Annotated in this window: 12 protein-coding genes; 1 reads left to right on the forward strand and 11 read right to left on the reverse strand. The window is 55.1% G+C overall.

What is annotated here, in order from left to right; all coding sequences use genetic code 11:
• Positions 1–10: 10 nt before the first annotated feature.
• Entirely contained in the window at positions 11–2,593 is a 2,583-nt protein-coding gene (gene leuS / locus EGK14_RS08020) for a leucine--tRNA ligase (protein WP_125288565.1), read from the reverse strand.
• Between the two features lie 241 nt (positions 2,594–2,834).
• Between leuS and EGK14_RS08025 the strand changes: the two genes are divergently transcribed.
• A complete protein-coding gene (locus tag EGK14_RS08025) occupies positions 2,835–3,317 on the forward strand; it encodes a zinc ribbon-containing protein (protein ID WP_125288566.1) in 483 nt (160 codons plus the stop codon).
• Positions 3,318–4,277: 960 nt separating this feature from the next.
• Here EGK14_RS08025 and EGK14_RS21275 read toward each other — a convergent pair.
• The 10 genes from EGK14_RS21275 to miaB form a co-directional block, all read right to left on the reverse strand.
• Positions 4,278–4,454, reverse strand: a complete 177-nt coding sequence (locus EGK14_RS21275; protein ID WP_158616036.1) for a hypothetical protein — start codon at positions 4,452–4,454, stop codon at positions 4,278–4,280.
• Between the two features lie 238 nt (positions 4,455–4,692).
• Positions 4,693–5,418 (reverse strand): amino acid ABC transporter ATP-binding protein, encoded by a 726-nt coding sequence (locus EGK14_RS08030; protein WP_125288567.1) that lies wholly within the window; start codon positions 5,416–5,418, stop codon positions 4,693–4,695.
• Complete coding sequence (gltK, locus tag EGK14_RS08035) at positions 5,419–6,096, reverse strand: glutamate/aspartate ABC transporter permease GltK (RefSeq protein WP_125288568.1); 678 nt, start codon at positions 6,094–6,096, stop codon at positions 5,419–5,421.
• A complete protein-coding gene (locus tag EGK14_RS08040) occupies positions 6,096–6,836 on the reverse strand; it encodes an amino acid ABC transporter permease (RefSeq protein ID WP_125288569.1) in 741 nt (246 codons plus the stop codon). The genes gltK and EGK14_RS08040 overlap by 1 nt, the downstream gene beginning before the upstream one ends.
• 190 nt (positions 6,837–7,026) lie before the next feature.
• Positions 7,027–7,929 carry a glutamate/aspartate ABC transporter substrate-binding protein gene (locus EGK14_RS08045; protein ID WP_125288570.1) on the reverse strand — a complete coding sequence of 301 codons (903 nt, stop codon included), beginning with the start codon at positions 7,927–7,929 and terminating at the stop codon, positions 7,027–7,029.
• A 435-nt stretch (positions 7,930–8,364) separates the two neighbouring features.
• Positions 8,365–9,897, reverse strand: coding sequence for an apolipoprotein N-acyltransferase (lnt, locus tag EGK14_RS08050; protein WP_125288571.1), 1,533 nt, complete (start codon positions 9,895–9,897; stop codon positions 8,365–8,367).
• A gap of 7 nt (positions 9,898–9,904) precedes the next feature.
• Positions 9,905–10,783 (reverse strand): CNNM family magnesium/cobalt transport protein CorC, encoded by an 879-nt coding sequence (corC, locus tag EGK14_RS08055; RefSeq protein ID WP_125288572.1) that lies wholly within the window; start codon positions 10,781–10,783, stop codon positions 9,905–9,907.
• 67 nt (positions 10,784–10,850) lie between these two features.
• Positions 10,851–11,321 carry an rRNA maturation RNase YbeY gene (gene ybeY / locus EGK14_RS08060; protein WP_125288573.1) on the reverse strand — a complete coding sequence of 157 codons (471 nt, stop codon included), beginning with the start codon at positions 11,319–11,321 and terminating at the stop codon, positions 10,851–10,853.
• Positions 11,318–12,379: a PhoH family protein gene (locus EGK14_RS08065; protein ID WP_125288574.1), complete on the reverse strand. Its 1,062-nt coding sequence runs from the start codon at positions 12,377–12,379 to the stop codon at positions 11,318–11,320. The genes ybeY and EGK14_RS08065 overlap by 4 nt, the downstream gene beginning before the upstream one ends.
• Before the next feature lie 212 nt (positions 12,380–12,591).
• Complete coding sequence (miaB, locus tag EGK14_RS08070; RefSeq protein ID WP_125288575.1) at positions 12,592–14,016, reverse strand: tRNA (N6-isopentenyl adenosine(37)-C2)-methylthiotransferase MiaB; 1,425 nt, start codon at positions 14,014–14,016, stop codon at positions 12,592–12,594.
• Between the last annotated feature and the right edge of the window lie 122 nt (positions 14,017–14,138).

The raw sequence follows: 14,138 nt of genomic DNA on the forward strand, positions 1-14,138 counted from the left end.
CCTCCTGACATTAACCCACGACCAGGTTAAGCAGCTTGCCCTGAACGTAAATCACCTTACGAATAGTTACGCCATCAAGATATTTTGCGACCAGATGTTCCTGTGCGGCACGCGCCTGCACCTGCTCCTGGGTCGCATCCGCCGGAACGGTGATCTTGCCGCGAACCTTGCCATTTACCTGCACTACCACCAGCAGAGAATCCTCTACCATTGCGGCGTCGTCAGCCTGCGGCCACGGCGCGTTGTCCACTTCGCCTTCACCGCCCAGCGCTTCCCACAGGGTGAAGCAGGCGTGCGGAGTGAAAGGATAGAGCATACGCACAACGGCCAGCAGCGCTTCGTGCATCAGCGCCCGATCCTGCGGCTCTTCCTGCGGCGCGCGCGCCAGTTTGTTCATCAGCTCCATAATGGCGGCGATGGCGGTGTTAAAGGTCTGGCGACGGCCAATATCGTCCGAGACTTTAGCAATCGTTTTGTGCAGATCGCGACGCAGCGACTTCTGATCTTCATTAAGGCTGTTCAGGTCGAGCGCGCCAGCCGGGCCTTTCGCCGTGTGTTCAAAGACCAGCTTCCACACGCGCTTCAGGAAGCGGTTAGCGCCTTCCACGCCGGACTCCTGCCATTCCAGCGTCATTTCGGCCGGAGAAGCGAACATCATAAACAGACGCACGGTATCCGCGCCGTAACGTTCGACCATAACCTGTGGATCGATACCGTTGTTTTTCGACTTGGACATTTTGCTCATGCCCGCGTACACCAGCTCGTGACCCGCTTCGTCGGTGGCCTTCACGATGCGGCCTTTTTCGTCGCGCTCGACGGTTACGTCAACCGGCGACACCCAGTTGCGCTCGCCGTTGGCACCCAGCCAGTAGAAAGCGTCAGCCAGCACCATGCCCTGGCAGAGCAGGCGTTTGGCTGGCTCATTGGAGCTGACCAGACCGGCGTCGCGCAGCAGCTTGTGGAAGAAGCGGAAGTAAAGCAGGTGCATGATCGCGTGCTCGATGCCCCCTACATACTGATCGACCGGCAGCCAGTAGTTGGCCGCAGCTGGATCCAGCATCCCCTTGTCGAAATCCGGGCAGGTATAGCGCGCGTAGTACCAGGATGACTCCATAAAGGTGTCGAAGGTATCGGTTTCACGCAGCGCCGGCTGGCCGTTGACGGTGGTTTTCGCCCATTCGGGATCGGCTTTAATCGGGCTGGTAATGCCATCCATGATGACATCTTCCGGCAGGATCACCGGCAGCTGATCTTCCGGCGTCGGCATAACCGTGCCGTCCTCCAGCGTCACCATAGGGATTGGTGCGCCCCAGTAGCGCTGACGGGAAACGCCCCAGTCGCGCAGGCGGTAATTGACCTTGCGCTCGCCCACGCCTTTCTCTGCCAGGCGGGTGGCGATGGCGTTAAAGCCTTCTTCATAGGAGAGGCCGTTGAATTCGCCGGAGTTGAACAGCGTGCCTTTTTCCGTCATCGCTGCCGCGCTCAGATCCGGCTCGCTGCCGTCCGCATTGAGGATAACCGGCTTCACCGGCAAATCGTATTTGGTGGCGAACTCCCAGTCACGCTGATCGTGACCCGGCACGGCCATCACCGCGCCGGTGCCGTACTCCATCAGCACGAAGTTAGCGACCCACACCGGCAGCTGTTCGCCGGTCAGCGGATGCGTGGCGAACAGACCGGTCGCCATGCCTTTTTTCTCCATCGTCGCCATTTCAGCTTCAGCGACTTTGGTGTTACGGCATTCAGCGATGAAATCCGCCAGTACCGGATTGTTCATCGAGGCCTGGATGGCCAGCGGGTGACCGGCGGCAACGCCCAGGTAGGTCACGCCCATAAAGGTGTCGGGACGCGTGGTATAGACGGTCAGCTTTTCTTCGCTGTCCTTGACGTCAAAGGTGATTTCCACGCCTTCGGAGCGGCCAATCCAGTTGCGCTGCATGGTTTTGACCTGCTCAGGCCAGCTTTCCAGCGTATCCAGATCGTTTAACAGCTCGTCGGCATAGGCGGTGATTTTGATAAACCACTGCGGGATCTCTTTACGCTCGACCTTGCTGTCGCAGCGCCAGCAGCAGCCGTCGATAACCTGTTCGTTGGCCAGCACAGTCTGGTCGTTCGGGCACCAGTTAACGGCGGAGGTCTTCTTGTAGACCAGGCCTTTTTCATACAGTTTGGTGAAGAACCACTGCTCCCAACGGTAGTATTCCGGCTGGCAGGTCGCCAGTTCGCGGCTCCAGTCATAGCCAAAGCCCAGCAGCTTAAGCTGGTTCTTCATATAGGCGATGTTGTCGTAGGTCCACGGCGCCGGCGCGGTGTTGTTTTTGACCGCGGCGCCTTCGGCAGGCAGACCAAACGCATCCCAGCCGATAGGCTGCAGCACGTTTTTGCCTAGCATGCGCTGATAGCGGGAGATCACGTCGCCGATGGTGTAGTTACGCACGTGGCCCATATGTAAGCGGCCAGAAGGATAGGGCAGCATGGAGAGGCAGTAGTACTTCTCTTTGCCTTCCTCTTCGGTGACTTTAAAGGTTTGCTTCTCGTCCCAGTGCTGTTGAACACGGGATTCTATCTCTTCCGGGCGATATTGCTCTTGCATGGCGGCCAGTGGTCCTTTGTAAATAGCGCCGGGCACCTGGTGAGTCGCGCCGGGCTTAATGTTCGTTCAGATCCGCATAGCATAGCTGATCCGCCCCCGGCGCAACAACAGTAACCGCCCTGACAACGGGCATTTCTCTGCAAGCTGGAAGATGGCAGGCAAATTTCACCGCCGTCCCGCTGCAATAATCCGTTTAGCGCTAAACTGAATAAAGCATATACAGGCATGCTCAGGAGATAAAATGAACAAGGTCGCTCAGTATTATCGTGAACTGGTTTCCTCTCTGACCGAGAGAATTAATAAAGGCGAGCATGATATTGATGCTTTGGTGGAGGCCGCCCGGCAGCGCATGAATAATCGCGGCGAACTGACTCGCGGTCAGATTGACGACGTTACCCGCGCCGTGCGCCGCGATCTGGAAGAGTTCGCCCGCAGCTATACCGAAAATCAGGCGGACAGCGGCGACAGCGTTTTTATGCGGGTTATTCGGGAAAGCGTCTGGAAAGAGCTGGCGGATATTACCGACAAGAGTCAGCTGGAGTGGCGCGAGGTTTTCCAGGATTTAAACCATCACGGCGTTTATCAGAGCGGCGAGGTGGTCGGGTTGGGCAATCTGGTCTGCGAAAAATGCCAGTTTACCCGAGCTATCTATACGCCGGAAACGCTGACGCGCTGCCCGGAATGCGGTAACGATCAGTTTCAGCGTCAGGCTTTTGAACCTTAGCCAGGCCCGGCGTGACGCTGCGTCTTTCCTTAAACAAGCAAAAAAGAGGGGCAAAGGCTAAGCGGGTCAAGAAAGTACGCGAGCGGTGCTTTACCAGGCCAGAAGGGGAATTCAGACAGCCATAATATTTTGCGCCAGCTGAAACTGACCCTGTAATTTCTTACCTGCGGCACCGCTCTCCCGTCGCCCTTTACTATAAGTGTTCCCAAAAGCGACCCCGTCGCTTTTTCCATTATAAGATGGTTAAGGTTTTTTATTTTCCACTAAAAAATTTTGGAATATATAAGATGCGCTCGTATACGGAGTAGAATTAAAACGCATTCGCTTTCTGAATAAATCCCGGATCCTTGTCAGCTTTTATAAAAATCACGGTTAATCTGTCACAACAGTTTTTCTAACCTTTTCTGAACCTGCAGGTGCAGCCAGCATGGCATAGCCAAATCTGCCCTCAAAAAGGCTTCCGTTTATTTCTTTTTACCTGCGGCCGCCGATTAAGCGTCAGAAAGCGGTCTGTATTTCAACAAACCGTGTTTTTGTTTTAAGCGCAATATCATGTTCAATCAACCTCAAGTTTTTCCGTGGCTGTCAATTTTACCTCGGCATCGAAATAATCCTCTCCCCTAACATAAAAATCGCCAGTCTGGCTATATCGCTGGCGCGGAAAAAATTGGCGTAATGCCCGTTTGTTCGCCGCACACAGAGCGGCTGCAAATGAGTTACGCTTTTTCTGAAAGGATCGCTTCGGCCGCATGTGTCGTTCAGCGGCGTGAAAATGCTGTCAATGAGCCTTATCGGGATACGATTATAAGGTAAAGCGCATCAACGCGCCGTGGCCTGAATCGTTGAGTATTCATCAGTCCAGATGATAAAAGGACATTTTATTAAAAAGGGCAACAACATAAACGTGAAGTTGCCCTTTAGCCCATAAAAGCAAAAGATTTTTAAGTAAGATGACGAAAATTATTTCCGCCAGGCGTAGTCGCGGCCAGCGCTTCTGTTGTTATAGGCGCTTCTGCCCGCATTGTACCAGCTGTTTGAAAATGCGCTGTGATTTGAAGTGCTCCACTTAGCGCTGGAGTAGTAACCACCAGCCCCGCCAGAGATTTGCTGTGTTTCTTCTTTACTTAAAATACGCATAATTTATCTCCTTGATTAAATAATTGCGAACGGGCTTTTATACTCCGTGAACCCGTCGCAAAACATAAATTATTTTTACATTAATTACGATTGATTTATTAAATTCTTTGATTGTTTTTTGATTTTGATCGGTATAAGGCGAGGCCGGCCTGTCATTACGTTACCTGGCCAGGTATATCTATCGGAGAATATATTGTCAGACAGCGTTTACCAGGGCGAGGGGATCGCCCTGTCAGCGTTAGTGCAGAATTTTCGCCAGGAAATCCTTAGCGCGATCGGATTTGGGATTATTAAAGAAATCGTCTTTCGGCGAATCCTCAATAATCTTGCCCTCATCCATAAAGATCACCCGGTTCGCCACTTTGCGGGCAAAGCCCATCTCGTGCGTCACCACCATCATGGTCATGCCTTCGTTCGCCAGCTCCACCATTACATCCAGCACTTCGTTGATCATTTCTGGATCCAGCGCGGAAGTGGGTTCATCAAACAGCATAGCGACGGGATCCATACAGAGCGCCCGGGCGATAGCCACGCGCTGCTGCTGACCGCCGGAAAGCTGACCGGGATGTTTGTTAGCGTGTGCGGACAGCCCTACGCGCTCCAGCAGCTTCAGGCCTTTCTGACGAGCCTCTTCTTTATTACGCTTGAGCACCTTAACCTGTGCCAGCGTCAGGTTTTCTACAATCGTCAGATGCGGGAAAAGCTCAAAGTGCTGGAAAACCATGCCGACCTTGGCGCGCAGCTGCGCCAGATTGGTTTTCTTCTCCGTTACCGCCGTGCCGTTGACGGCGATACTGCCTTGCTGAACGGGTTCAAGGCCGTTGACCGTTTTGATCAGCGTCGATTTGCCGGAGCCGGAAGGGCCGCAGACCACGACCACCTCGCCTTTTTTCACTTCGGTAGAGCAGTCGGTCAGCACCTGAAAGTGACCATACCACTTAGAAACGTTTTTCAGGGTAATCATTTAAACCGTCCTTTTTTTCTTCAGATAGCTCACCAAAAGCGAAGCGCTAAGGCTGATAACAAAGTAAACCGCGCCGGCAAACAGCACCATTTCGATCTCGGTGCCGTTATTGATGCCGATAGTGTCGGCGGTGCGGAAGAAGTCGGCAAGGCTGAGAACGTACACCAGCGAGGTATCCTGAAACAGCACGATGCCCTGAGTCAGCAGCAGCGGCACCATGGCGCGAAACGCCTGCGGCAGGATAATCAGCTGCATCGCCTGCCACTGCGTCATGCCCAGCGCCAGTGCGGCCTTGCCCTGACCGCCCGCAATACTCAAAATGCCCGCGCGGATAATTTCCGAATAGTAGGCGGCTTCGAACAGGGCGAAGGCGACCATTGCGGAGATCAGCCGGATATCGGTTTTAGGGGAAACCCCCAGCACCTGCTGTAAAAAGCTGGGCACCACCAGATAAAACCAGAGCAGCACCATCACCAGCGGGACGGAGCGGAACAGGTTAACGTACAGTTTGGCGAACCAGCTGACGAGCTTAAACCTCGACAGCCGCATCACGGCCAGCAGCGTGCCCCAGATAATGCCGAACACCACGGCGATAGCGGTGATTTTCAGCGTGATAATCATGCCGTTAATCAGGTAGGGCAGATTGGGAACAATGGTGCTCCAGTCAAACTCGTACATTATTTGCCTCCCGTGCCGCCGGGCAGGCGCACTTTGCGTTCGACCAGACTCATCAGCAGCATGATTACGACGTTAATGGCGATGTAGGCCAGGGTAATGGCGGTAAAGGATTCGTAAGCGTGCGCGGAATAATCCAGCAGTTTACCCGCCTGCGCCGCCATATCGACCAGCCCGATGGTCGAGGCTATAGCGGAGTTTTTCACCAGGTTAAGCATTTCCGAAGTCATCGGCGGCACAATTACCCTGTAGGCGTTGGGCAGCAGCACGTAGCGGTAGGTTTGCGGCAGCGTCAATCCCATCGCCAGGCCGGCGTTCTTCTGACCGCGCGGCAGCGACTGAATAGCGGCACGCACCTGTTCGCAGACGCGAGCGGCGGTGAACAGGCCCAGGCAGAGTACGGAACAGGTGAAAAACTGGATATTGGGATCCAGCTCTGACTTAAACCACATGCCGACGCTTTCCGGCAGCAGCTCCGGCACCACCAGATACCAGATAAAAAACTGCACGATCAGCGGCACGTTGCGGAACAGCTCCACGTAGCAGGTGCCAAGAGCAGAAAGCCAGCGGTTGGGCACGGTACGCAAAATACCGAACAGCGATCCAACACAGAGGGCGATGATCCAGGCGCAGACGGAGACGGCGAGGGTGACCTGAAAGCCGGACCACAGCCATCCCAGATAGGTGGTATTACCGAACGGGGCCTGCTGCAGGAAAATGCCCCAGTTCCAATCAATAGACATAAGTCACTCCGGTAGAAAAAAGGGTAGCAGCGCTACCCTGAAGATTGATGAGAGGCGTGTTTACCGTGGGGAACAACCGCGGCAAACGTCAGCCTGACCGTCGGCTTGTGGGTGCCGAACTTTTCAGGCTGCTGTCTGTCCTTGCCCGTTTTCAACAATCAAAGGCGGCACGCCGCCCTTATTTTTGTTATTAATTCAGTGCCTTATCGTTCGGTGTTTTGAACGTGGCTTTCATATCGTCAGAGAGCGCGAAGTTCATATTCAGGTTTTTAGGCGGAATAGGCTGGGTAAACCATTTGTCGAACCATTTGGTCGCCTCGCCTGACGTCTGTGCTTTGGCGATGGTTTCATCCATCAGCTGTTTAAAGGCGGTATCGCCTTTGCGCAACATGCAGCCGTAAGCTTCTTTCGACTGTGGCGTGCCTACAATTTCCCAGTTATCCGGTTTTTTGGCCTTGGCGCGTTCGCCCGCCAGCAGCGCATCGTCCATCATAAAGGCGACGGCGCGACCGCTTTCCAGCGTACGGAACGAGTCGCCGTGGTCTTTAGCGCTGATGATACGCATCTCCAGCTTCTTCTCGTCATTCAGCTTGTGCAGCAGGATCTCAGAGGTAGTGCCGGAAGTGACCACTACGGTTTTGCCTTTTAAATCCGGGAAATCCTTAATCGGACTGCCTTTCTTCACCAGCAGACGGGTACCGATAACAAAGACGGTATTGGAGAAGGCCGCCTGCTGCTGACGCTCCGCATTATTGGTGGTAGAGCCGCACTCAAAATCATAGGTGCCGTTTTGCAGCAGCGGAATACGGTTTTGCGAGGTGATCGGCAGCATTTTCACCTGCAGATCGGGCTTGTTCAGTTTGGCTTTGATCGCCGCCACGATGGCATTGGAATAGTCCTGCGAATAGCCGACGACTTTTTGCTGGTTGTCATAGTAAGAAAAAGGAACGGAAGACTCACGATGGCCGACAACGATAACGCCGTTTTTGGCAATTTTGTCCAGCGTGCTTTGCGGGGCATCGGCTGCGTGAGCCACGGCGGAGGACAGGCCAGCCAGTGCCAGCAGACACAGTCCAGTTTTCCGAAATTTCATCTCCAACTCCTTCGTTGTAAAGCGCCATAACGGTGCGCCGATTGTGATGTTGTGTTTGTAGCCGCTTATTGTTGTATTTTCAGCGCCAGGGCCGCGCCGGATAGCCTTAACATAGCTGAATGTTAACGGTAAGAAACAATAAAGTTTCGGTTTTGCGAAGCGTGCCGCACCAAAATAATGCATTGCATGAGGGGCTGCCCGCTGGTGGCGCAGAGGACGAGCCGTCATGGTGCATTTACGGCCTGCGGGTCGCTGTTGTCGACGTTTCAGCGTAGCCAGGAAATAAACTGCAATCGCCATGCCATATTTTTCGTATGGCGTTGTTGTGAGTGGTTTTTACGCGGGAAAGGTTCGGAAGAAAGCAGAAAACGGGATGTGAAGGGCAAGGAGGAGATAAAGCGCAGGGGGTCGGCAAAAATCCCTGCGCTTTGACTATCAGCGTCTGTTCCGCCAGCCGGTAAACAGGGCGGCCGCAGCGAACAGCGCTGTCACCATCCATACCGTCCAGTTGCCGAAACGCGCGTACGGCGTAAGCCCACGGGTTGGCGTAACGCTGGTTGCCAGCACAGCCGGAACAAATTGCGGGATCATCTCTTCCGCGCTGCCGTCCGCATCAATTACTGCCGTCACGCCGTTGTTGGTATCGCGCAGCAGCGGTCGGCCCAGCTCCAGCGCGCGCATCCGCGCCATCTGGAAATGCTGCCACGGCCCAATGGAATGACCGAACCAGGCATCGTTAGAGACAGTCAGCAGAAAATCGGTATCGGCACGGAAATTATCCCGCAGCTGCTGGCCCAGCACGATTTCATAGCAGATTGCCGCCGTCAGCTTATAGCCGCCCGCCTGGAGCTGCGGCTGGCGATAGGCGCCACGGCTAAACGAAGACATTGGCAGATCGAAAAAGGGCGCCAGCGGACGCAATAACGCTTCCAGCGGCACGAATTCGCCAAACGGCACCAGATGGTTTTTCTGGTAGCGGCTGCCGCTTTCGTAGCTGTAAGGTTGCTTATCACCCAGCACAATGATCGAGTTGTAATCGTGATAGCGATTATTTTCCAGTCGCGAATCGACAATACCGGTGATCAGGCTGCTGCCCTGGGAACGCAGCTCGCGGTCTATGGTTTGCAGGAAAGGCTGCTGATTGGTTTCCAGATCGGGAATAGCCGACTCCGGCCAGATAATCAGCGGCGTCTTATTAACGTAAGGCCGCGTCAGCGCTGTATAGGTTTTCAGCGTGTTGATAAGCTGGTTGGGATCCCATTTCAGCGACTGAGGAATGTTGCCCTGCACCAGCGCGACATTTACCGTGCGTCCGGGCTGCGGCTGATACCAGCTAATCATGCGCAGTGGCCAGGGCAGCAGCAGCAGCGCCAGCGCGCCGACGGCCGCTATCCAGCTGCGTTTTGCCGCGGCAAAGACCACCAGCCCGGCAACGATGGTCAGGACAAAGGTAATGCCCTCCACGCCCGTCAGCGGCCCCAGCCCCTTTAACGGCCCGTCAATCTGGCTGTAGCCAAATTGCAGCCACGGGAAGCCAGTTAGCACCCAGCCGCGCAGAAATTCAGTGATTTGCCACAGCACGGGCGCGGCCAGCGCCAGCCGCGTTAGCGAGGTTTTGGGGAACAGCCGGTTCAGCAGCGCGGCAAACAGCATGGTGTAGAGCGCAAGGTAAGCCGCCAGCAGGATCACCAGAAAAACGTTGACCGGGCCAGGCATACCGCCAAACGTGGCGATACTGACGTAGACCCAGTTAACGCCGCTGCCGAACAGGCCGAAGCCCCAGACGAAACCGATGGCGGTTGCCTGGCGCGTCGTGCGGTTAAGGGTCAGCGCCAGCAGGCCGCAAAGCGAAACCAGCGCGGCAGGCCAGAAATCATAGGGCGAAAACGCCAGGGTGCCAGCGGCACCCGTCAGCAGCGCTAAAAGCAGGCGAACCCGCTGGCGCTGGTATAAGGAGGCAATAGCCATAGGGAAATTATTCTTCCAGTATCGGTTGCGTCGCGTTTTCCGGAATTTTGACGTGCACCTGAATGATACGGCGGCTGTCGGCCATGGCGACCTTGAACTGATAGCCTTCAATCTCGATGCTTTCGCCGCGCGCGGGCAGATGTCCGAACGCCTGCATCACCAGCCCGCCGATAGTATCCACTTCCTCGTCGCTGAAGTGCGTTTCAAAGACCTCGTTGAAATCTTCAATCGGCGTCAGGGCGCGGATAGTATAGGTATGGCGGCTCAGCTGGCGAATATCGCGATCTTCCTCGTCGTCATATTCGTCTTCGATTTCGCCGACGATCAGCTCCAGGATATCTTCAATGGTGACCAGGCCGGATACGCCGCCGAACTCATCAATCACAATCGCCATATGGTAGCGCTGCGAGCGAAACTCTTTCAGCATCCGGTCGACGCGCTTGCTCTCCGGCACCACTACGGCCGGACGCAGCACTTTTTCGATGCTGAACGGGGCGGATTCGCTGCTCATAAAAGGCAGCAAATCTTTCGCCATCAGAATGCCTTCGACATGATCCTTATCTTCACTGATAACCGGAAAGCGGGAGTGGGCGGATTCGATAATCGTATCCAGGCACTCGTCGAGCGACTGGTTACGCTTCAGCGTCACCATCTGCGAGCGCGGGATCATGATGTCACGCACGCGCTGTTCAGCGATATCCATGACCCCTTCGAGCATGTCGCGGGTATCCTGGTCTATCAGCTCGTTCTGCTCGGAATCGCGGATTAGCTCCAGCAGATCGTCGCGGTTTTTAGGCTCACCGTGAAACAGCTGGTTGAGGATAAGGGTGAAAAATCCCTTTTTACTACTGGGACTGTCATTGTTCTGTGAATGGTCATCGCTCATGGCGTTTTTGTTTCTGTCACTCTTGCTGAGATTAGGGGTGTCCCTTCCGATGGGGAAGGGACGCGGGTTAGAACTCTTTCTCCGAAATGTACGGGTCGGCATAACCAAGAGCAAGCATTATCTCGGTCTCGATCGCCTCCATCTCTTCGGCTTCATCATCTTCGATATGATCATAGCCCAGCAGATGCAGGCTGCCGTGAATGACCATATGCGCCCAGTGCGCCAGCAGCGGCTTTTCCTGCTCTGCCGCTTCCTGCTCGACCACCTGGCGACAGATGATCAGGTCGCCCAGCAGCGGCAGCTCAATGCCCGGCGGCGCTTCAAAAGGAAACGACAGCACGTTAGTGGGTTTGTCTTTGCTGCGATAGGTGTGGTTCAGCTCACGGCTTTCCGCCTCGTCCACCATGCGGATCGTCACTTCGCTTTCTTCCTGAAACTGCGGCAGCACCGCTTCCAGCCAGCGCTGAAAATCCGCTTCGGCCGGTAAACCTTCCGGCTGCGCGCACGCCAGCTGTAAATCCAGTATTACGGTACTCATTTCTGCTCCTGCGCGGCCTGCTGTAGCGCCAGCGCCTCGCGTTTACGTTCTTCGGCCAGCGCGTCGCGGCGCTTCTGGTCGGCGGCTTCCCAGGCTTCATAGGCGATCACCACGCGGGCGACCACCGGATGACGCACAACGTCCTCACTGTGGAAGAAGTTAAAGCTGATCTCCTCCACGTCGGCCAGCACTTCAATCGCGTGGCGCAGACCCGATTTCAGGTTGCGCGGCAGGTCAATCTGCGTGACGTCACCGGTGATGACCGCTTTGGAGTTGAAGCCGATGCGGGTCAAAAACATCTTCATCTGTTCGATGGTGGTGTTCTGACTTTCATCCAGAATGATAAAGGCATCGTTCAGCGTGCGGCCGCGCATATAGGCCAGCGGCGCGACCTCAATCACGTTGCGCTCAATCAGCTTTTCCACGCGCTCAAAGCCCAGCATTTCAAACAGGGCGTCATACAGCGGACGCAGGTAAGGATCGACCTTCTGGCTCAGATCGCCGGGCAGAAAGCCCAGCTTTTCGCCGGCTTCCACCGCCGGACGCGTCAGCAGGATACGGCGCACTTCCTGACGTTCCAGCGCATCTACCGCCGCTGCTACCGCCAGGTAAGTTTTCCCCGTACCGGCCGGGCCGACACCAAAGGTAATATCGTGATCGAGCATATTTGCCACGTACTGCGCCTGGTTAGGCGTACGCGGTTTGATGACGCCGCGTTTGGTCTTGATGGTAACCGCTTTGCCATATTCCGGCACGCTCTCCGCCGACTGTTCCAGCACCCGGCTCTCTTTGATCGCCAGATGGATCTGTTCGGGATCGATATCCGGGATATGGCCACGTACGGGAGCCGTATCGACATAAAGGTCGCGCAGAATACGAACGGCAGCGTCGACAATCAGGGGCTTGCCCGTCAGCTTAAAGGCGTTATCGCGACGATTAATCTCAATGCCTAACCGACGTTCCAGCTGCTTGATATTGTCATCGAACGGGCCGCACAGGCTCAGCAGACGATGATTATCAGCAGGATCTAAGGTGATTTCGCGTGTTTCAATATTCAAACTAATCCTTTGGGTCGCTCAGGGCCAGGTTGAGGATGGCTTTTTACAGGCTGGTCACGCCGGTAACGCCGTGACCATAAGGGAATTATTTATGGCTGCGCCCTAATGCGCAAGCGCAGGTGAAGATATTTGGGCACAGTGCGCAGAAAGCAAGCCGCGTACGCGTTTTCAGGCGGCGAAGCTGTGAAATTCGCCGCAAAAATTCGGTGGGATCAGGGCTGGAACAGGCCAACGCCCAGCTCGTTTTCCTTGCGCGTGCGCGCAATTACGGAAGCCGGGGACTCGATAGTGCGCAGGCCCATTTCCTCTTCGGTGCGCACGACTTTGCCGCGCAGCGAGTTGGTATAGACATCGACGATCTCAACATCCACAAACTTGCCGATCATCTCTGGCGTGCCTTCAAAGTTCACCACGCGGTTGTTTTCCGTACGGCCGGACAGCTCCATCACGTTCTTACGCGAGGTGCCTTCCACCAGGATACGCTGAACGGTGCCCAGCATCCGACGACTCCATGCCATGGCCTGCTGGTTGATGCGATCCTGGAGGATCCACAGACGCTGCTTTTTCTCTTCTTCCGGCACGTCGTCCGGCAGATCGGCGGCAGGCGTACCCGGACGGGCAGAATAGATAAAGCTGTAGCTGGTGTCGAAATTAACCTCGCCGATCAGCTTCATGGTCTGCTCGAAATCCTGCTGGGTTTCGCCAGGGAAGCCGATAATGAAATCCGAGCTGATCTGAATGTCCGGTCGCGCCGCACGCAGCTTGCGAATAATCGCTTTATATTCCAGCGCGGTATGGGCGCGCTTCATCAGCGTCAGAATACGGTCTGCGCCGCTCTGGACGGGCAGATGCAGGAAGCTGACCAGCTCCGGCGTGTCGCGGTAAACTTCAATGATATCGTCCGTGAACTCAATCGGATGGCTGGTGGTGAAGCGAATGCGGTCGATGCCGTCAATTGCCGCCACCAGACGCAGCAGGTCGGCAAAGGTGCAGACTTCGCCGTCAAAGGTTTCGCCACGATAGGCATTGACGTTCTGACCCAGCAGGTTGACTTCACGCACGCCCTGCGCCGCCAGCTGGGCGATTTCAAACAGAATATCGTCGCATGGACGGCTGACTTCCTCGCCGCGGGTATAAGGCACCACGCAGAAAGTACAATATTTATTGCAGCCTTCCATAATAGAAACAAAGGCCGTCGGGCCATCTGCTTTGGGTTCCGGCAGACGGTCGAATTTTTCAATCTCCGGGAAGCTGATATCAACAATCGGGCTTTTGGAGCCGCGCACGGTATTAATCATCTCCGGCAGGCGATGCAGCGTCTGCGGGCCGAAAACGATATCAACGAAATGCGCGCGCTGGCGAATATGGTCGCCTTCCTGCGACGCCACGCAGCCGCCCACGCCAATGACCACATCGGGATTGCGATCCTTCAGCGTTTTCCAACGCCCAAGCTGATGGAAAACTTTTTCCTGGGCCTTTTCACGTATGGAACAGGTGTTGAGCAGCAGCACATCCGCCTCTTCCGCCACTTCCGTCAGGGAATAGCCGTGGGTGCTGTTTAACAGGTCAGCCATTTTGGATGAGTCATACTCATTCATCTGACAGCCCCAGGTTTTGATATAAAGTTTTTTCGTCATCTGGTTGCCATTTATCATGCAGGAGAGAATGCAGGGCGCGTATTGTAAAGCTTTGCTGCTGTGGTGACCAGCACCGCGCCGTTTTCTCAACGGCCGCTAAAAATCCGGTACACTTAGGGTAA

This window comes from Erwinia sp. 198, assembly GCF_003937915.1.
Lineage (GTDB): Bacteria > Pseudomonadota > Gammaproteobacteria > Enterobacterales > Enterobacteriaceae > Erwinia > Erwinia aeris.